The sequence below is a fragment of the Pseudomonas sp. SCT genome (genome assembly GCF_003864275.1).
GTDB classification, from domain to species: domain Bacteria; phylum Pseudomonadota; class Gammaproteobacteria; order Pseudomonadales; family Pseudomonadaceae; genus Stutzerimonas; species Stutzerimonas stutzeri_AE.
Genome location: NZ_BDJA01000002.1, coordinates 443442 through 462101, shown reverse-complemented (window position 1 = coordinate 462101; position 18660 = coordinate 443442). Strand labels below are relative to the sequence as shown.

At 62.9% G+C, this 18660-nt stretch carries 23 protein-coding genes; 14 read left to right on the top strand and 9 right to left on the bottom strand.

Annotated elements, in window-relative coordinates; genetic code table 11:
* Window positions 1-25 precede the first annotated feature (25 nt).
* Window positions 26-1075 carry a DUF2066 domain-containing protein gene (locus BHD08_RS06695; protein ID WP_125021247.1) on the bottom strand — a complete coding sequence of 350 codons (1050 nt, stop codon included), beginning with the start codon at window positions 1073-1075 and terminating at the stop codon, window positions 26-28.
* Window positions 1076-1445: 370 nt separating this feature from the next.
* Here BHD08_RS06695 and purM point away from each other — a divergent pair, with 370 nt between their 5' ends.
* Genes purM through dapC form a run of 5 tightly spaced genes read left to right on the top strand, consistent with a single transcriptional unit; the run spans window position 1446 to window position 5841 of the window.
* Window positions 1446-2504 carry a phosphoribosylformylglycinamidine cyclo-ligase gene (purM, locus tag BHD08_RS06690; protein WP_125021246.1) on the top strand — a complete coding sequence of 353 codons (1059 nt, stop codon included), beginning with the start codon at window positions 1446-1448 and terminating at the stop codon, window positions 2502-2504.
* Complete coding sequence (gene purN / locus BHD08_RS06685; protein WP_125021245.1) at window positions 2504-3151, top strand: phosphoribosylglycinamide formyltransferase; 648 nt, start codon at window positions 2504-2506, stop codon at window positions 3149-3151. The genes purM and purN overlap by 1 nt, the downstream gene beginning before the upstream one ends.
* 8 nt (window positions 3152-3159) lie before the next feature.
* Window positions 3160-3870, top strand: coding sequence for a DUF3108 domain-containing protein (locus tag BHD08_RS06680; protein ID WP_125021244.1), 711 nt, complete (start codon window positions 3160-3162; stop codon window positions 3868-3870).
* 58 nt (window positions 3871-3928) lie between these two features.
* Complete coding sequence (locus BHD08_RS06675) at window positions 3929-4594, top strand: COG3650 family protein (RefSeq protein WP_125021243.1); 666 nt, start codon at window positions 3929-3931, stop codon at window positions 4592-4594.
* Window positions 4595-4644: 50 nt separating this feature from the next.
* Window positions 4645-5841: a succinyldiaminopimelate transaminase gene (gene dapC, locus BHD08_RS06670; protein ID WP_125021242.1), complete on the top strand. Its 1197-nt coding sequence runs from the start codon at window positions 4645-4647 to the stop codon at window positions 5839-5841.
* A gap of 38 nt (window positions 5842-5879) precedes the next feature.
* On the opposite strand, the gene BHD08_RS23050 is transcribed toward dapC, so the two are convergent.
* Window positions 5880-6041, bottom strand: coding sequence for a hypothetical protein (locus tag BHD08_RS23050; RefSeq protein ID WP_177412644.1), 162 nt, complete (start codon window positions 6039-6041; stop codon window positions 5880-5882).
* A 14-nt stretch (window positions 6042-6055) separates the two neighbouring features.
* On the bottom strand, window positions 6056-6301 hold the full coding sequence (locus BHD08_RS06665) for a hypothetical protein (RefSeq protein ID WP_015276332.1): 246 nt from the start codon (window positions 6299-6301) through the stop codon (window positions 6056-6058).
* A 128-nt stretch (window positions 6302-6429) separates the two neighbouring features.
* On the opposite strand from BHD08_RS06665, the gene BHD08_RS06660 reads away from it, so the two are divergent.
* The 5 genes from BHD08_RS06660 to BHD08_RS06640 all read left to right on the top strand — a co-directional run bounded on the left by BHD08_RS06660 (window position 6430) and on the right by BHD08_RS06640 (window position 10039).
* A complete protein-coding gene (locus BHD08_RS06660; protein WP_125021241.1) occupies window positions 6430-6759 on the top strand; it encodes a thioredoxin family protein in 330 nt (109 codons plus the stop codon).
* Between the two features lie 130 nt (window positions 6760-6889).
* On the top strand, window positions 6890-7261 hold the full coding sequence (locus tag BHD08_RS06655) for an ArsC family reductase (protein ID WP_015276330.1): 372 nt from the start codon (window positions 6890-6892) through the stop codon (window positions 7259-7261).
* A 43-nt stretch (window positions 7262-7304) separates the two neighbouring features.
* Window positions 7305-8339: a 2,3,4,5-tetrahydropyridine-2,6-dicarboxylate N-succinyltransferase gene (gene dapD, locus BHD08_RS06650; protein WP_125021240.1), complete on the top strand. Its 1035-nt coding sequence runs from the start codon at window positions 7305-7307 to the stop codon at window positions 8337-8339.
* Between the two features lie 75 nt (window positions 8340-8414).
* On the top strand, window positions 8415-9620 hold the full coding sequence (locus BHD08_RS06645) for an aminotransferase class V-fold PLP-dependent enzyme (protein WP_125021239.1): 1206 nt from the start codon (window positions 8415-8417) through the stop codon (window positions 9618-9620).
* Window positions 9617-10039 carry a SufE family protein gene (locus tag BHD08_RS06640; RefSeq protein ID WP_015276327.1) on the top strand — a complete coding sequence of 141 codons (423 nt, stop codon included), beginning with the start codon at window positions 9617-9619 and terminating at the stop codon, window positions 10037-10039. The genes BHD08_RS06645 and BHD08_RS06640 overlap by 4 nt, the downstream gene beginning before the upstream one ends.
* A 3-nt stretch (window positions 10040-10042) precedes the next feature.
* Here BHD08_RS06640 and BHD08_RS06635 read toward each other — a convergent pair whose 3' ends face one another.
* The 3 genes from BHD08_RS06635 to BHD08_RS06625 form a co-directional block, all read right to left on the bottom strand.
* The gene (locus BHD08_RS06635) at window positions 10043-11164 is read right to left on the bottom strand and encodes a beta-ketoacyl-ACP synthase III (RefSeq protein ID WP_125021238.1); all 1122 of its coding nucleotides are present in this window, start codon (window positions 11162-11164) and stop codon (window positions 10043-10045) included.
* A gap of 254 nt (window positions 11165-11418) precedes the next feature.
* Window positions 11419-12342 (bottom strand): c-type cytochrome, encoded by a 924-nt coding sequence (locus tag BHD08_RS06630; protein WP_125021237.1) that lies wholly within the window; start codon window positions 12340-12342, stop codon window positions 11419-11421.
* The gene (locus BHD08_RS06625) at window positions 12339-12989 is read right to left on the bottom strand and encodes a cytochrome c (protein WP_125021236.1); all 651 of its coding nucleotides are present in this window, start codon (window positions 12987-12989) and stop codon (window positions 12339-12341) included. Before BHD08_RS06625 ends, BHD08_RS06630 begins: the two co-directional genes overlap by 4 nt.
* Window positions 12990-13236: 247 nt before the next feature.
* Here BHD08_RS06625 and BHD08_RS06620 point away from each other — a divergent pair, with 247 nt between their 5' ends.
* Entirely contained in the window at window positions 13237-13767 is a 531-nt protein-coding gene (locus tag BHD08_RS06620; protein ID WP_125021235.1) for a hypothetical protein, read from the top strand.
* A 25-nt stretch (window positions 13768-13792) separates the two neighbouring features.
* Here BHD08_RS06620 and BHD08_RS06615 read toward each other — a convergent pair whose 3' ends face one another.
* The gene (locus BHD08_RS06615; protein WP_015276322.1) at window positions 13793-14011 is read right to left on the bottom strand and encodes a DUF3820 family protein; all 219 of its coding nucleotides are present in this window, start codon (window positions 14009-14011) and stop codon (window positions 13793-13795) included.
* A gap of 302 nt (window positions 14012-14313) precedes the next feature.
* On the opposite strand from BHD08_RS06615, the gene BHD08_RS06610 reads away from it, so the two are divergent.
* On the top strand, window positions 14314-14838 hold the full coding sequence (locus BHD08_RS06610; protein WP_125021234.1) for an ankyrin repeat domain-containing protein: 525 nt from the start codon (window positions 14314-14316) through the stop codon (window positions 14836-14838).
* 81 nt (window positions 14839-14919) lie between these two features.
* Window positions 14920-15312, top strand: a complete 393-nt coding sequence (locus BHD08_RS06605; protein ID WP_125021233.1) for a DUF2892 domain-containing protein — start codon at window positions 14920-14922, stop codon at window positions 15310-15312.
* Window positions 15313-15351: 39 nt separating this feature from the next.
* On the opposite strand, the gene BHD08_RS06600 is transcribed toward BHD08_RS06605, so the two are convergent.
* Both BHD08_RS06600 and ybaK read right to left on the bottom strand, forming a co-directional pair.
* A complete protein-coding gene (locus BHD08_RS06600) occupies window positions 15352-16440 on the bottom strand; it encodes a diguanylate cyclase (RefSeq protein WP_125021232.1) in 1089 nt (362 codons plus the stop codon).
* A 126-nt stretch (window positions 16441-16566) separates the two neighbouring features.
* Window positions 16567-17037 (bottom strand): Cys-tRNA(Pro) deacylase, encoded by a 471-nt coding sequence (gene ybaK / locus BHD08_RS06595; protein ID WP_015276318.1) that lies wholly within the window; start codon window positions 17035-17037, stop codon window positions 16567-16569.
* A gap of 72 nt (window positions 17038-17109) precedes the next feature.
* Between ybaK and glpD the strand changes: the two genes are divergently transcribed.
* Window positions 17110-18654 carry a glycerol-3-phosphate dehydrogenase gene (gene glpD / locus BHD08_RS06590; protein ID WP_125021231.1) on the top strand — a complete coding sequence of 515 codons (1545 nt, stop codon included), beginning with the start codon at window positions 17110-17112 and terminating at the stop codon, window positions 18652-18654.
* The last annotated feature ends 6 nt before the right edge of the window (window positions 18655-18660 follow it).

Below are 18660 nucleotides of genomic sequence, written 5' to 3'. Positions count from 1 at the left end.
AAACACTGAAGTACCGAGTGCTGTACTACCAGCGAAAACGCAGCACTGTACCGCCCTGAGGCGCCGCAGACGCACCTGCCCCATCGCCGGGCTCAACCACGGGCTGACTGGCATCCAGCGGCGGCTCATCCTCTGGAACTTCTTGCAGGCGTGCCAGCGACAACTGCGCGCGCAGCTGCTCCGGGCTGGCGTTGACCCGATAAACCAGGCGATCGCTCTCCACCCTCAACAGGCTGCCACCGAAAGGCTCCAGCAACCGATCCAGTTCGGCGAAGCGCGCAACGTCGGCTCCGATGATTTCCAGGGTGATATCCGACGCGGCGCCCGGGGCGACCACATAGCGCGGCGCCAGATATTGACTGACCGCCAGCAGCACCGCATCAGCCAATCCCTCGAGGGAATCGGCCTTGGCCTTGCCGTCGTGCGCCTCGTCATCGAGCCAGACCTTCCAATCACCCTGCCAGGCGGAGTCGGCCTCGCGGGCATGGACGGCCAGCAGCACATCGGCGTCATAACGCTCGGAGGCGTCGCCCAACACCTGGCGGCTATTCGCACCGAACGCGTCTGGCGTGGCCAGCAGCTGCTCGGACAGGTCGGCCAGCGGCAGACGCACCGGCAGACCACGATGCTGCGCTGCAGCGCGCAACGGCGCTGCACCGTCTTGCCCATCGCCCAGAAGCTGGGTGCCCTCGACCCGCTCGTTCAACCACCAAACCAGAAGCGTCGGCCGATTGGAGCCCCACAGGGACACGCCGGCACGCCGCAGGCTTCGCTCGGTCGTGCCCGGATCGAAGTCGACAACGATATGCTCGCCCTCGTAGCCATATTTACTGATCAGTTGTTGCGGGTCCTCCCGTAGCGCAGCAACTTCCTGGCGCTTGGCCACTTGCGCATCGCCGGTTAGCCTGAGTAACAGGGTATCGAAGGCACGTTGCAATGCGGCGGCACGCTCCTCGGCCTGTTGGCCGGAAACAGCCTCGCGCACCTGATAGAGGCCTCTGAGCTGTTCGGCTTGGCTGGGCAAGGCCGCGCCCAGCGCAAGGCACAGGACGATTAGGCGATAGATAAGGCGCATGATTGTTTCTCGCAGGCCACCAGGGCAGGAAGTAAGGAGGGACGGGACGCTACACCTTAAACAGCCGTCCCGGAGGCGGCAACCGCCGACCGCACAGTTGCGTAAGCAAACAACAGCCAAACCCATTGGGTCACCGCTATCGGGATGGCCGCTGTGCGGCAAGCCTGATAAAATCGCGCGCTTTCCGCAGACCGGTTCCGGCGCTCCTCGAGCCCGGTATCCAGCGCCAGTGGCAAACGCGGTGCAGGGGGCAAGCCCTGCGTTCACTCGGCCGCACTGGTGGCAACACCAGATGCCCGAAATCGTTTGCAAGGCCTGGATGCAGAACCGACCGGTCGACACCCGCACTCCTTTTACAGGTCCGGACTCTATGAGCAAGCAACCCTCCCTCAGCTACAAGGACGCAGGCGTCGACATCGATGCAGGCGAAGCGCTGGTCGAACGCATCAAAGGCGTGGCCAAGCGCACCGCTCGACCTGAGGTTATGGGCGGCCTGGGCGGCTTCGGCGCCCTATGCGAAATTCCGGCTGGCTACAAGCAGCCCGTGCTGGTTTCCGGCACCGACGGCGTCGGTACCAAGCTGCGCCTGGCGCTGAACCTAAACAAGCACGACAGCATCGGCCAGGATCTGGTCGCCATGTGCGTCAACGACCTGGTGGTCTGTGGTGCTGAGCCGCTGTTCTTCCTCGACTACTACGCCACCGGCAAACTCAACGTGGACGTGGCCGCCACCGTGGTCACAGGCATCGGCGCCGGTTGCGAACTGGCTGGCTGCTCGCTGGTGGGCGGCGAAACCGCTGAAATGCCGGGGATGTACGAAGGCGAGGACTACGACCTGGCCGGTTTCTGCGTTGGCGTAGTGGAGAAGGCCGAGATCATCGACGGCTCCAAGGTTGCCGCTGACGACGCGCTGATCGCACTGCCCTCTTCCGGCCCGCACTCCAACGGCTATTCGCTGATCCGCAAGATCATCGAAGTGTCCGGCACCGGCATCGACAGCACCCAGGTCGACGGCAAGCCGCTGGCTGACTTGCTGATGGCCCCGACGCGTATCTATGTCAAGCCGCTGCTCAAGCTGATCAAGGACACCGGCGCGGTCAAGGCCATGGCGCATATCACTGGCGGTGGTCTGCTGGACAACATTCCACGCGTTCTGCCGGACGGTGCCCAGGCGATCATCGACGTGGCTAGCTGGACCCGCCCGGCGGTATTCGACTGGCTGCAGGAGAAGGGCAACGTCGACGAGCACGAGATGCACCGCGTGCTTAACTGTGGCGTTGGCATGGTTATCTGCATCGCTCAGGACCAGGTCGAATCCGCGCTGGCCAACCTGCGCGCGTCTGGCGAATCGCCATGGATCATCGGCCAGATCGCCAACGCCGCGGAAGGCGCCGAACGCGTCGTGCTGAACAATCTGAAACAGCACTGATGACCGCGACCTGCAATGTAGTGGTACTGATTTCAGGGTCTGGCAGCAACCTGCAGGCCCTGATCGACAGCCAGGCCGATGGCAATCCCGCGTGCATTCGTGCCGTGATTGCCAACCGCGCCGATGCGTTCGGTCTGATCCGTGCGCAGGGCGCGGGCATCCCAACCGCCGTACTGGATCACAAGGCGTTCGGTAGCCGCGAGGCGTTCGACGCCGCGCTGATGGAGATGATCGACGGCTATGCGCCGGATCTGGTGATTCTGGCCGGATTCATGCGCATCCTCACGCCCGGTTTCGTCCGCCACTACCAGGGTCGCCTGCTGAACATCCACCCGTCGCTGCTGCCCAAATACAAGGGCCTGGATACCCATCGAAGGGCACTCGAAGCGGGCGATAGCGAACACGGCTGCAGCGTGCACTTCGTCACCGAGGAACTGGACGGCGGGCCCGTAGCGATCCAGGCAGCGTTGTCGGTCGCAGCGGGCGAAAACGTCGACGAGCTGACTCAGCGGGTGCATACGGCAGAGCATCAGATCTACCCGCTGGCGATGCGCTGGTTCGCCGAGGGGCGCTTGCGCCTTGCCGAACAAGGCGCGATGCTGGATGGCGTCACCCTGCCGGCCTCCGGCTATCAGATCAGAATCTAGGAGATAACATGCGTCGCGCCTTGCTGCTTGCTTTCGCCGTGCTGGCCCTGCCGGTCCAAGCTCTGGAGCTCAAGCCCTTCTCCGCAACCTATACCGCCGACTGGAAACAGGTGCCGGTCAGCGGCACTGCCCAGCGCAGCCTCGAGCAACTGGATGATGAAAGCTGGCGACTGGATTTCGACGCATCCATGCTGGTCGCCAGCCTCAACGAACGCAGCACCTTCCGTATCGAGGGCGACACCTTCCTGCCGCTGAGCTATCGCCTCAAGCGCAGCGGCCTGGGTAAAGGCAAGCGCGTCGAGCATCGATTCAACTGGGACAACAAGCAGGTCGAGGGCAGTGATCGCGGCGATCCGGTGAAGCTGCCGCTGCATCGCGGATTGTTGGACAAGTCCACCTATCAATTGGCTCTGCAGCACGAAGTGGCGGCCGGCAAGAAAAGCATGAGCTATCAGGTCGTCGATGGCGATGAGATCGAAACCTACGATTTCCGCGTACTTGGCGAAGAGAAGGTCAGCACCAAGGCCGGTCAGGTCGATGCGATCAAGGTCGAGCGCGTGCGGGACCCGACCCAGAGCAAGCGCGAAACCATCCTCTGGTTCGCCAAGGACTGGGACTATCTGCTGGTTCGCCTGCATCAGGTCGAAACCGATGGCAAGGAATACCAGATCATGCTCGAAGAAGGCCGCGTCGGCGGCAAGGCCGTCAAAGGCAACTGAATCCTCTCCGCGGCAGCCGCAGGGCTGCCGTCCCTTCGAAACATGCCGGGCCTCCTGAATGATCGCTTCCCGCCTGCTACTGGCTGTACTGCTCCTGCCCCTGGCGGGTTGCCAGTCCTTTTTCGCTGATCGCAGCCCGGCACAACCGGCAACCGAACGCCTGCAAGGCGAGGTTCGGCAGATCGATGGTCATCTGCAACTGCAGAGCTGCCAGGGGCAACGGACGCTGACGCTGCTGGACGCAAATACGGGATTTGAGGAAGAAGCGCAGACGCTGATGACCCATGCGCAGGACCGACTGTTCGCCGACCTGCGTGGGACGCTCAGCCAGGCGAAGCCGGGCGTCGAAGGCCAGCTCTCTATCACTCGTATCTACCGGCTGCAGCGAGAAGGTCACGGCTGCGACGAGGATAACTTCAAGCAGCTAATCCTTCGCGCCAGCGGACATGAACCCGGCTGGACGGTCACAGTGACCACGCGCGGTATGTTGCTGGTGCGCCAAGGGGAGTCGCCCATTGCTCTGCCCTATCTTGAGGAGCAGTTGCCTGGCGGCCAGCTCAGTTTTACCAGTGAGGCCAATGAGCATCGGCTCGACCTCTGGGTTGCGCCGCAGCGCTGCGTCGACAGTGCCAGCGGCACCGTCAGCCATCTGAGCGCCGAACTTCGCCTGGACGGGCAGACCTTGCGTGGCTGCGCCTACTACGGTGGCGGGCGCAACGACTGACATCACGAATGCGGGGCGTTCGCCGCGCACACTCTGAAAGAACTGCACCCATGAACAACGCCCTGAATCTGCTGCATCCCTACCCGTTCGAAAAGCTGCGCGGCCTGCTCGCCGGTGCCGAAGCGCCGACTGACAAGCGCCACATCGCCCTATCGATCGGTGAACCCAAGCATCGCTCGCCGGACTTCGTTGCCCAGGCGCTGGCGGACAATCTCGATCAGCTGGCGGTATACCCGACCACGCTTGGCATTCCTGCGCTACGTGAAACCATTGCCCGGTGGTGCGAGCGGCGCTTCGGTCTCGCAGCCGATGCCCTGGATCCTGCACGGCATGTGCTGCCGGTGAACGGTACGCGGGAAGCCTTGTTTGCATTCACGCAGGCCGTGGTCGACCGCGAAACGGACGGCCTGGTGGTCAGCCCCAACCCGTTCTATCAGATCTACGAAGGCGCAGCGTTGCTGGCAGGCGCCACGCCGCACTATCTGCCGTGCCTGGAGCAGAACGGCTTCAACCCGGACTTCGCTGCAGTACCGGCAGAAGTCTGGCAACGCTGCCAGATCCTCTTTCTCTGCTCGCCGGGCAACCCGACCGGCGCCCTCGTACCGCTCGAAACGCTGAAGAAGCTGATCGCCTTGGCCGACCAGTACGACTTCGTCATCGCGGCGGATGAGTGCTACAGCGAACTGTATTTCGATGAAGCCAATCCCCCAGCAGGCCTGCTGACCGCCTGCGCCGCCCTCGGGCGTAATGACTACCAGCGCTGCGTGGTTTTCCACAGCCTGTCCAAGCGGTCGAACCTCCCTGGGCTGCGCTCAGGCTTCGTCGCCGGTGACGCCGAAATCCTCAAGGCCTTCCTGCTCTACCGGACCTACCACGGCTGCGCGATGCCGGTGCAAACCCAGCTGGCGAGCATTGCCGCCTGGAATGACGAAATCCACGTGCGGGCAAACCGCGAGCTGTATCGCGCCAAGTTCGATGCGGTGCTTGAGATCCTCGCGCCGGTCATGGACGTGCAACGCCCGGACGGTGGCTTCTATCTCTGGCCGAAAACGCCGATGGATGACCAGCAATTCACCCGTGAGCTCTTCGCCCGCGAGCACGTCACCGTAGTGCCCGGCTCGTACCTGTCACGCGAGGTGGATGGTGCTTCGCCAGGGGCTGGGCGCGTTCGCATGGCACTGGTCGCACCGCTAGCCGAATGCATCGAAGCAGCCCAGCGAATTCGCCACTTCATCGAAACGCTCTGACAGCGCACCGGGCGGTCCAGCCGCCCGGTCATCGACCTTCAAGCCACGCCAGGCGGGATCATGTCCTTGCCGTAGTCGCGCAGCTTTTCCAGGTTTTCCGGCTTCATGTGCTCAGGAATATCCGCCGTCGGATGCTCCTCATGCCGATCGGCATCCGCCGGCTCATGCGCATGCTCGGTACGCTCGTCGTGATCACTCATACAACGCCTCCGGTTCAGATTGCGTGCTCTTCCCAGATCAGCTCGCCGTCGTCGCTGACCTCTATCACTTTAGTCAACGCTGCCTCGGCAATCGCATCGGCTTCGGATGCCAAGTCGTAGCGACGACCATCGGCGATCTTGAATACCTGCACATGCTCGTCGCTGTCGCGTCGTTTGATGGCAATCACCGCCTCGAAAGCATCCTCGGCAGGCACCGCCGAAGAAATCGCTTCGAAATTCTCGAAATGCTTGCGCGCCATTACTTGTCACCTCACCGTTGCGATTGTCATCAATGGACAACACCATCGCTGTAAAAGGTCGAGAGCGGTGGCTGAACGACCGTCTGGTGGCAGGCTCGAACCTGAATGGATATGTGGAGGACCTCGCCATGAACATAACTGAACACTATGCGCAGACCGAACCCAGCCGCGCCGAAGTCGATGCCATGCACGGGCCGGTACTGCTGGAATTCGGCACTGCATGGTGCGGACATTGCCGTGCCGCGCAGGCGGGGATTGCCAAGGCGCTGGCCGACCGGGAGGGCATCAATCACCTGAAGATCGAGGACGGTCCGGGCCGACCGTTGGGGCGTTCGTTTCGCGTCAAACTCTGGCCGACCCTGATCCTGCTGGAGAACGGTCAGGAGCTGGGGCGCGTGGTACGGCCGCAGAATGCCCAGGCAATCGATCAGGTGCTGGGCGAGATGGGCAAGGACTGAGGCTCGCAACAATCGAGCATGACTTCGATCCGAACGCACGGCATGTGTGCTGACGCTCCGCCATCCATCGCTCGGCCAGGCATGGCATAATCCGCCGTCCAGTTTTGCAGGAGCCTTTGGAGAGTCGTTTATGTCCGGATCAGATCAGCGCTTGTGCCTATACGGAATCAAAGCCTGCGACACCATGAAAAAGGCCCGTACCTGGCTCGACGAACACGGACTGAGCTACGACTTCCATGACTACAAGAGCGCCGGCATAGACCGCGCCCATCTGGAAGCCTGGTGCAACGAACACGGCTGGCAAACCGTTCTCAACCGTGCAGGCACCACCTTCCGCAAGCTGGACGACGCTGCAAAGGCCGATCTTGACCAGGCCCGGGCCATCGAGCTGATGTTGGCCCAACCGTCGATGATAAAACGCCCTGTACTCGACCTGGGCGGTAGAACCCTGATCGGCTTCAAGCCCGATCTTTACGCTGCCGCAGTGGCAGCGCCGAACTGATAGCCGCCCACCAGACGGCGCGGCCGACAAAAAAGGAAATCCTATGTCCGCAACCCTATTCAGCCTCGCCTTTGGCGTAGGCACCCAGAACCGCCAGGGCGACTGGCTGGAAGTCTTCTACGCGCAGCCGCTGCTGAAGCCGGCCGGCGAGCTGGTAGCCGCCGTTGCCCCGCTGCTCGGCTACGCCGGTGGTAATCAGGCGATCACCATCACGACCAGCCAGGCCGCCCAACTGGCCGATGCACTCAAGCCGCTCGATGCGACGCAGTACGCCTTGCTGACCCGCCTGGCCGAAAGCCAGCGTCCGCTGGTCGCGACGCTGCTGGCCGAAGACGCGTCGCTGAGCTCGACGCCCGAGGCGTACCTCAAGCTGCACCTGCTCTCCCACCGTCTGGCCAAGCCGCATGGTCTGAACCTGACCGGCATCTTCCCGCTGCTGCCGAACGTCGCCTGGACCAACCAGGGCGCCGTGGACCTTGGCGAGCTTGCCGAGCGCCAACTGGAAGCGCGCCTGAAGGGCGACCTGCTGGAAGTCTTCTCGGTAGACAAGTTCCCGAAGATGACCGACTACGTGGTGCCGGCCGGCGTGCGTATCGCCGACACCGCCCGCGTACGCCTCGGCGCCTATGTGGGTGAAGGCACCACCGTGATGCACGAAGGCTTCATCAACTTCAATGCCGGCACCCAGGGTCCAGGCATGATCGAAGGCCGCGTCTCGGCTGGCGTGTTCGTCGGCAAGGGCTCGGACCTCGGCGGCGGCTGCTCGACCATGGGCACGCTTTCCGGTGGCGGCAACATCGTCATTTCCGTCGGCGAGGGCTGCCTGATCGGCGCGAATGCCGGCATCGGCATTCCGCTGGGCGACCGCAACACCGTGGAATCCGGTCTGTATATCACCGCCGGAACCAAGGTCAGCCTGCTCGATGAGAACGATCAGCTGGTGAAGGTGGTCAAGGCCCGCGAACTAGCCGGCCAGAGCGACCTGCTGTTCCGTCGCAACTCACAGACCGGTGCAGTGGAGTGCAAGACCCACAAGTCGGCCATCGAGTTGAACGAGGCGCTGCACGCGCATAACTGACGCAGGAGCAGCGGCAAGCTGCGAGCCATAAGCGCCTGCCTTGCCGCATCCCCTGCAGCTGGAGGTTTGCCGCTTATGGCCCTGCTCTCTCCCTGGCGTGCCGACTTCCCCGCTCTGGCGGTACTCGAAGCACAAGGCCAGACCTACCTCGACAGCGCCGCCACGGCTCAGAAACCGCAGGCGCTGATCGATGCCCTCAGCGGCTATTACACCTGCGGCGCTGCCAATGTGCATCGAGCCCAGCATCAGCCGGCCGAACGTGCCACCCGCGCCTACGAAGACGCCCGCATCAAGGTGGCGAAGTGGCTGAATGCTGCCTGCCCGACCGAAATCGTCTTTACCCGTGGCGCGACCGAAGCACTGAATCTGCTCGCCTACGGACTGGAACATCTGATCGAGGCCGACGATGAAATCGTCATCAGCGCCCTCGAACATCACGCCAATCTGCTGCCCTGGCAACAGCTGGCCAAACGTCGCAATGCCAGGTTGCAGGTGCTGCCAATCGATGCCTCAGGGCGTATCGACCTCGCCGCGGCGGCTGCGCTGATCGGGCCGCGCACGCGCTTGCTGGCGGTGAGTCAACTGTCCAACGTGCTCGGCTGCTGGCAGCCGCTCGACCAGCTGCTGCGCCTGGCCAAAGCACAGGGCGCGCTGACTGTCGTCGACGGTGCGCAAGGCGTGGTTCATGGTCGCCATGACATGACCACGCTGGGCTGCGACTTCTATGTGCTGTCCAGCCACAAGCTCTACGGGCCGGACGGCGTCGGTGCGCTCTATGGCCGCGGCGAATCACTACTGCAGCTGCGTCACTGGCAGTTTGGCGGCGAGATGGTGCGGATCGCCGACTACCAGAGTGCTGAATTCCACGCCGCGCCACTGGGTTTCGAGGCGGGAACACCACCGATCTCTGGCGTCATTGGCCTCGGTGCCACGCTGGACTATCTGGCCGGGCTCGACCTCACCGCCGTCGACCGTCATGAACAGGCGCTGCACGCTCAGCTGCTCGCCGGGCTTTCCGCACGCGACGGCATCCACCTGCTCGGCTCGCCGCAGCTCGCCCTCGCCAGCTTCGTCGTCGAAGGCGTGCATCACGCCGATCTGGGTCACCTGCTCACCGAACAGGGCATCGCCGTGCGCAGCGGCAATCACTGCGCCATGCCGCTGATGAAGCATCTCGGCCTGGATGGCGCCACGCGCGTCTCGCTAGGGCTATACAACGATGAAGCCGACCTGGAACGCTTCTTCAGCGCGCTGGATCAGTCCTTGGAGCTGTTGCAATGACTGGTCTGCCGCAAACCGCCGCCGAGGCACTGAACGCCTTCACCCAGGCAGCCGGCTGGGAGCAGCGCGCACGCCTGCTGATGCAGTGGGGCGAACGGCTGGAACCGCTGGACGACAGTGAGCGTAGCGAAGCCAATCTGGTATCAGGCTGCGAAAGTCACGTGTGGCTGATCGGTACGCCACATGCGGGCCGATGGCATTTTCGCGCGTCCAGTGATGCCCGACTCATCCGAGGGCTGTTGGCCGTACTGCTGGCCAGGGTGAACGGTCTGGATGCGGGCGAGCTGGCGGCGGTGGACATGGCTGAATGGTTCAACAGCCTCGGCCTTTCGCGGCAACTGTCGCCGTCACGCAGCAACGGCATGACCGCCGTGCTGCGTCGTATGCGGGAGCTGACCGGCTGCTGCGGCCAGCGCTGACGATCAGCGCTTGCGCAGGATCACGCTGCCGATCGAATAGCCGGCGCCGAACGAGCTGAGCACGCCAAGGCTGCCGCTGGGCAGGTCGTCCTGATGCTTGTGGAAGGCGATCACCGAGCCGGCCGAACTGGTGTTGGCGTAAGTGTCGAGGATCACCGGCGCCTCTTGCTCGGTAGCGTCACGGCCGAGCAGCTTGCGCACGATCAGATGGTTCATGTTCAGGTTGGCCTGGTGCAGCCAGAAGCGCTTCACCGATTCCACCGCAATGCCGTTCTCGCCCAGGTGCTCGCCGATCAGCTCCGCCACCATCGGGCAGACTTCCTTGAACACCTTGCGACCTTCCTGGATGAACAGCTTGTCCGGATCGTTCATGTGCTCTTCGGCAGCACGGTTGAGGAAGCCGAAGTTGTTGCGGATGTTGTTCGAGAATTCGGTTACCAGCTTGGTGCTCAGCACTTCCCACTGATGCTCGGAAGTAGCCAGATCTTCGCGCTCGATGATCACCGCAGTACAGGCATCGCCAAAGATGAAGTGGCTATCGCGGTCGCGGAAGTTCATGTGTCCGGTGCAGATTTCCGGGTTGACCATGAGAATCGCGCGCGCCTGCCCCAGCTTGATGCTGTTCACCGCGTTCTGAATACCGAAGGTCGCGGACGAGCAGGCGACGTTCATGTCGAAGCCGAAGCCCTTGATACCGAGCGCGGCCTGCACTTCGATGGCGATGGCCGGATAGGCGCGTTGCAGATTCGAACAGGCGACGATCACGCCATCGATGTCGGCCGCCGTCTTGCCGGCGCGGGCCAGTGCTTCTTCGGCCGCTTTGACCGACATCTCGCAGAGGATCGACCACTGGTCATTGCTGCGCTCGGGAATGCGCGGAACCATGCGCTCAGGATCGAGGATGCCGGCCTTGTCGGTGACATACCGGCTTTTGATCCCGGAGGCTTTCTCGATAAAGGCGGAACTGGACTCCGGCAGCGGCTGGATCTCGCCGGCCTCGATGGCAGCGGCATTCTCGCTGTTGAAGCGCTGCACGTAGATGTTGAAGGACTCCACCAGTTCGTCGTTGGAGATACTGCTGGCAGGGGTGTAAAGGCCGGTACCGCTGATGACGACGTTGTACACAGTCGTTCCTCTCGAATAGGGCTTGATCGTACTGACGGTGGGACGGTACGGCGGCTAGCCTTGGCCAACCACGATCATTCCAGCGCCTCTTATGGCGGCTATTGTGCATGAAAAGCTGAAAGAATCCGTAACATTGCGCAGGTTCCAGGGGCAGGAATTAAGCCATTTGGCGCATCAACCCGTGACCGTATAGTCCGGATATGAAGAGGGCGCCAGATGGCGCCCTCTTTGGTTCCACAACACACTTGCCAGTTCTACTTTATGCCCTGCCCAAGCACGACGCCGCCGACCTCCTGGCCGTATAGATTGACGCCGTCGTTGGCGTGATAGCGCACGCGCGTCTTCTCCACCGAGCCTTCGACCAGGCGCGGATCCTGCGGCCGCTCATGGCTGTTCATGTAGGCGGCGACATGCCAGGCGTCGTCGTCACTGAGCGAACCACCCTTGCCCAGCGGCATGCTCTCCTTGATGAACGCCGCCGCGGTATTGATCCGATGCATGCCGGCACCCCAGTTGAACGAGTCCTTGCCCCATAGCGGTGGGAAGACATAACCGTCGCCAGCCTTCTGGCCCTGGCCATTGTCACCGTGGCAGATCGCACACTGTTCGGCATAGACCTGCTTGCCCTTGGCAACGTCGAATCCCGCCTTGGGCTGCGGAACCTCTGGGTAGGCACGCCCCGGCAGTTCCTGGCCGGTCGGCGCTCCGGTCGACAGCCAGTAGGAATAGGCCGTCAATGCATTGATCACGTGACTATCGGCGGCCGGCGGCTTGCCGTTCATGCTGAACTGGAAGCAGCCCTGCACCCGCTCGGCGTAGCTGTTGACCTTGTCATTCTTCTTCCGGTAGGCCGGATACATCGGATAGGCGCCCCACAGGGGAGCGGAATTGGCCTTGCGACCTTGTTCGATGTGGCAATTGGTGCAGTTCATGCCATTGCCGACGTATTCGGCTGCATATTTCTGGGTGTCGACGAAAATCGCCCGCCCCTGCTGAACAAGCTCGCCGTAGGCATTGGCGGGCAGCTCGCTCTCCTTGGGAGGCTGAAAATACTGCTCGCCGGATTCATTCGACGTCTGCTGAGTCAGCTGCGACTGGTCGTCCATCTTGATTTCGGCAGCATGTAGCGGGCTGCCGACAGCCATGGCCAGCAGGCCGAGCATCAGGTGCGCTCTCATTGGCTGATCTCCTTGAGTCCCACACTGGCGAAGTATTCCGATACCGCCTGGACCTCGGCATCGGTCATGGAGCGGGCGATATGCCCCATCAGGTCATTCGGATCATTCTTGCGCGTACCCTGACGCCAGGCGTTGAGCTGCGCACTGAGATACTGCGCCGACTGCCCAGCCAGCGGCGGAAAGCTCTCGCCGACGCCCACGCCGCCCGGCCCATGGCATGCCACGCACTCGGGAATGTTGCGCCCCCAGGCGCCTCGCAATGCCAGCGTGGCGCCGGCACCTTCGGCTTTCTCCGCACGGCCGATTGCGGCGTACGACGGTGCTGGCATTGCCTCCAGGGTCGCAGCGATGGCCTGGATCTCGTCATCGCTCAGCGCAGCAGCGATTGGCTGCATGATCGGATTGGCTCGGCTACCCGAGCGGAAATCAGCAAGCTGCTTGCGCGTGTAGGCAGCATCAATTCCCGCAAGGCGCGGAAAGCCTGCAGCCGCCATTCCCATGCCATCGGCGCCGTGGCAGGTGCCACATGCCATCGCGGCAGGATTAGCGCCCCCTTGCGCATAGATCTTTTGCCCGTCGGCAGCCTGTGCCTGCATTGTCAGCAACAACGCAGCCACACCGGCCAAGGGCCAGCGAGTTAGTTTCATGAAAGGCCTCATCAGCTGTTGTAGTTATGCTGTCGCGCCACCGGCATCGTGATCCCGACGCTCTCTTATGTGTGCGGCAGCTTGTCGCAGACGGACGCTAACACAGCGCAGCGGCAGTCCTCCAGAAACAGAATAAGCTTAGAACTGCTTTGCATATGCCTAACGCAACGATGCTCCCGCCTGGCAAGGATGCGCACGAACCGATGAGCTTGGTTATCCTTGCGCGCTCACTACCGCAGGACTGCCCATGAAAGAACAACTTGCCGAACTGATCACCCTCATCAGCTCCGGCTGCATGACTGACGAGGAAATCGCCCGCGTCGCCGATGAGGCCGCCCAGGCCTACGCCGATCCGCAAGCCTTTCTGAAGGCCAACCCCGACATCAATTACGACGACAGCTTCCCTATCCCGCTGGGTGAATGGGTGGTAGTGGGCAGCCTTCCGGAAACGGTGCTGTTCCAGGCCGATGATTACCAGACGCTCTTCAGCGAGATCGTCGCCTCCTTCGGCGACAGCGTGACCTTCGTTCTGAAGCCCAAGCAGCTCGCCAAGACCGAGCCGTTGACGGCGCTGAATCGCATCCAGGTACAGCTGAGCAGCCTCTATCCCGAGAAAGGCGGCTACGTGCTGGTGGACTTCAGCGAACCACTGGATGACGAGCTGCAGGCAGTGCTGATCTATACCTGCGACGTGCCGCGGCTGATGGAGCTGGCGGTGGAAGTGGGCATCTATGCCGCACCTGCATTGGAAGCGCTGCGCCAGGAACTCGAGCAATAGCGGCCAGCCGCGCCGCGACCACCCACTATGCGTTGCGCCGGCGTAGCGGTTCGAGCAGGGCTGAGAGCCCGTTGTGATCGATCTCGTGCATCAGCGCGAGCAGCTGGCCGAGGCTGCCAGGCGGGAAGCCAACGCGCGCGAACCAGTTGAGGTAATGGCCGGGCAGGTCGGCGATCAACCGGCCTTTGTATTTGCCGTAGGGCATCGTCTGCGTTACCAGACGTTCGAGATCTTCAGGCTTCATGATGGAGGCAGTCGGGGGACACAGGCGCCTGATACTGCCATAGCCGGACCGTCTTGGTGCTGGGGCGTGGCGGCGAACCTGACTGATGGGCTGCCGATCCGCCGCTCTCGGAACATCAGACCAGAACCGCAGAATGCCGGGTTGTGATAGCGCACCGGCTTGTCTCCGCATCGTTGCTGCATGACATACAGCTCCACTATCCGTCACATAGAAAGCCTTGCCTGGCACAGCCCGGCCGGCGGCTGGACAATCGGCTACAACTCAGCAAACGCAGCCGCCCTACAGTCGAACGGAGAACCGTCATGTCGCAAGCACCCAAGCCGCTACCGGAGCTGGATGACGCCACCCTGGCCTTTGCCGAGCAGGTGTTCGATAGCGCCCGTGGCGGCGACAGCGCCCGCCTCGGTGAACTGCTCGTCCAGGGCATGCCTGCCAACCTGTGCAACCACGCTGGCGACAGCCTGCTGATGCTTGCCAGCTACCACGGCCACCTCGACGCCAGCCGGTTACTGCTGCAACACGGCGCCGATCCGCAGCTGCGTAACCGTCGCGGACACACACCGCTTGCCGGCGCTGCGTTCAAGGGTGACCTGGCGATGGTCAAACTGTTGCTCGAGCACGGCGCCGACGTCGAAAGCCGCTGTGAGGATGGCAAGACCGCGCTGATGATGGCCGCAATGTTCAACCGCGTGGCAATTGTCGAGTACCTGGCGACGCAGGGCGCCGATCCGCGGGCCAGCGATAGCAACGGCGCAACGGCGCTGGCTGCCGCACGCATGATGGGTGCAGCCGACACCGAGGCTTTGCTGCAGCGCCTTGATGCATGATTCGCACTGAACCTGCCGGGACTATCGCCTACCTAATGCAGTGAGGTCATCCCAGACAACTGCAGAAAGGAGGCGACTCCCATGGCACTTCCCTCGACCGTGAACAGGGTTCCTGCGCACACCGCCGAACACGTCAACCAGCAGATTCGACGGCGCACCGAGCGCTCGGTGGAGTACTACCGACAACACCCGCAACAGATCGGCCGTCGGCTGCGCGAGCTGGAACGGGAATGGGACATCGAGCGCACTCTTGAAGCGAATGCGGCAACACTGGTCGTAGCCGGCGCTGTGCTGGGCCTGACCGTCGACCGCAAATTCCTCGGCATTCCGCTGGTAGTGGGCGGCTTTCTGCTGCAGCACGCGCTGCAGGGCTGGTGTCCACCGCTACCGGTGTTTCGCCGCCTGGGGCTGCGCACCGCCGCGGAAATCCAGGCCGAGCGCTCGGCGCTCGAGGCCATCCGCAGCCACTCCTGACCGGGGAGACCACCTTGGCCGGCCGTTCTGCTGAATCAGTCAGTCGGCAGCGAGTGCCACCGCAGCATCCTCACGCTGCAGCGGCTGCGCCAAGGAAATGCGATTTCGCCCGAGGCGTTTGGCGTCGTACAACGCCGAATCGGCGGCATGTACCCAAGCGAGCACATCACTCATGCGCGGGTCGCACTCGGCAATGCCGATGCTCAGGCTGGCGCTCAGCATGGGCGCCAGCGGGAAGTCCAACGCAGCAATTTCGGTGCGCAGCCGCTCGAGCACTTCCCAGGCGTCCTGCGCACGCGCACCCGGCAGCACGACGCAGAATTCATCCCCGCCGTAACGCCCGGGCATGTCCTCGGCACGCAGGTTGCGCCGGATGCACTGGCCGACCTGACGCAGCAGCTCGTCCCCAATGACATGGCCGTGCCGGTCATTGACCAGCTTGAAATTGTCCAGATCGATCAGTGCCAGGCTGGCGACGCCGCGGGTCGCCCTGCAGTGGGAAAACTCCAGCTGCAGCAACTCGTTCCAGTAGCCACGATTGAACAGGCCGGTGAGGCTGTCGGTGCGGCTCAGGCTGCGCAGCGCCCGCTTGTTTTCACCGAGCTGAGACGCCAGCCGATAGAGCACCATGCCGATGGTCAGCGGATGCACTACCAGCATGGGCAGACACGCATACATCTGCAGCTGACTGGTATACGGGGAAAATTCAAAGCCCAGTACCAGCACCGAAAGCCCCGCGCCGATCAGCTGCGCCAACAGCCCCTGCAAGACGAATCGCGCACCGCCGGTGGCGGTGTTGTTCATCGCCATCATCGACACCAGCATGGCCGAAGGCAGCACGTTGAACCCCATCGTGCCGACCCAGAAACCGCCCATCAGCGAGTCGAACAGCACGAATCGGCGTTCGCTGATGGTTGCCGAACGGGCCCGCTGGGACAGGCTCAGCGCCAAGGATGGCCAGATGAAGCAGAAGCCGACCAGCAACCCCCATACCCACCCGGGCGTTTGTCTGTCCAGCAAGACGACGGCCACACAGATGAAACCGACCGCCAGTCCTATGGCCCGGGGAAAGAAGGCGCGCACCGCGAAGGAAGGTCCTGGCCTCGTAGCCACGGCGGATAAATTCAAAAGGATCTCGTTCTGGCAGCCAGCGGAGCACTCAATATAGCTCGACGCCATCACGCTATGGAAAGAAAGCGCTTGCCTTTTTCAGTAGAAAAAAACCGACATCAAAAAAGGCAGCGTGACGGATCTCTAGGCACGCCCGATTGCAGCGAACATGGCCTTCGTATGCTCGGCGAGCACAGCCGGCGCCAGCTCCACTTCCAGTCCGCGACGACCGGCGCTGACATAGATGGTGGCGTGCGCCTGCGCAGAGCTGTCGAGAAAGGTGCGCAGGCGCTTCTTCTGCCCCAGCGGACTGATACCACCAACCAGGTAACCGGTGGCACGCTGGGCCGCCATAGGGTCTGCCATCTCGACCTTTTTCACGCCGGCCGCCTGAGCCAGCGCCTTGAGATCCAGGGTGCCGGCGACAGGCACCACGGCGACCAGCAGCTCGTTCTTCTCGCTGCAAGCGAGCAGCGTCTTGAATACCCGTGCCGGCTCCAACCCGAGCTTTTCGGCTGCTTCCAGACCATAGGAGGCGGATTTCGGATCGTGCTCGTAGCTGTGTACGGCGTGCTCGGCTCGGGCTTTTTTCAACAGGTCGATGGCTGGTGTCATGGCTTGGTAGTGCTATTGGTTAATGAATGGCGGTAACGTAACGCAACAAAGAATCGGTAGTTATAAGCGCCCATGAATCATCCTCTTCTTGCACCGCTCGCGGAAGTCTACGACCTGGCCGTGGTGGGCGGCGGCATCAATGGCGCAGGGATTGCCGCGGATGCCGCCGGGCGCGGCCTGTCGGTGTTCCTCTGCGAACAGGGCGACCTGGCCGAACACACCTCCTCCGCCAGCAGTAAGCTGGTGCACGGGGGCCTGCGCTATCTCGAACATTACGAGCTGCGCCTGGTCCGCGAGGCGCTGGCCGAGCGCGAAGTGCTGCTGGCCAAGGCGCCGCACATCGTCACCCCGCTACGCTTCGTGCTGCCCTACCGTCCGCATCTACGCCCGTCATGGATGATCCGCACCGGCCTGTTTCTTTACGATCACCTCGGCAAACGCGAGAAGCTCGGTGGTTCGCGCAGCCTGCGTTTCGGCGCCGATAGCCCACTGAAGGATGAGATCACCCACGGCTTCGAATATGCCGATTGCTGGGTCGACGATGCGCGCCTCGTTGTACTCAACGCGATGGCCGCACGCGAGCTGGGTGCCCATATCCACCCCCGCACTCGCTGCGTCAGTGCACGCAGCAGCAAGGCGCTCTGGCACCTGCATCTGGAGCGCCAGGATGGCAGCCGCTTTTCGATCCGCGCCCGCGCGCTGGTCAACGCCACGGGTCCTTGGGTAGCCTCGTTCATCGAAGAGCAACTGCGGCAGACTTCGCCTCACGGCATGCGCCTGATCCAGGGCAGCCATATCGTCGTGCCGAAACTCTATGAGGGTGACCACGCCTACATCCTGCAGAACGAAGACCGGCGCATCGTGTTCATTACGCCGTACCTCGGCCAGTTCAGTCTGATCGGCACCACCGACCACGAGTACCACGGCGATCCGACACAGGTGCGGATCACCGACGCGGAGATCGATTACCTGCTGGCCATCGTCAACGCGCACTTCAAGCATCAGCTGAGCCGCGCCGACATCCGCTACAGCTATGCCGGGGTCAGACCGCTGTGCGATGACGAGTCCGACCAGCCCTCGGCGATCACCCGCGATTACACGCTGACGCTCAGCGACAGCGCCGGCGAGGGGCCGCTGCTCTCGGTATTCGGCGGCAAGCTGACCACCTATCGCAAGCTCGCCGAAGCGGCACTGGCGCAGCTGGCGCCGCTGTTTCCCGAAATGAAAAGACCCTGGACGCACGACGCGGCGCTGCCTGGCGGTGAGCATCTGGACGAACCATCGGCGCTGGCCCACGCACTCTGCGCCAGTTATCCGTGGCTGCCCGGTCCGATTGCCCGACGCTGGGCACGCACCTACGGCAGCCGCAGCTGGCTGCTGCTCAAGGGCACCGATTCACTGCAGGACCTTGGCGAGTGTTTTGGCGCCGGCCTGCACGCGCGCGAGGTGGACTACCTGATGGTCGAGGAATGGGCGCAGACGGCAGAAGACATCCTCTGGCGCCGCACCAAGCTCGGCCTGTTCATGCTGCCCGCGGAGGTCGCACTTGTGCAGCGCTATCTGGACAGCCGGACAGCCGAGCGACTGACCCACTTCGACCACGTCGCCCAGGGCTGACGCACC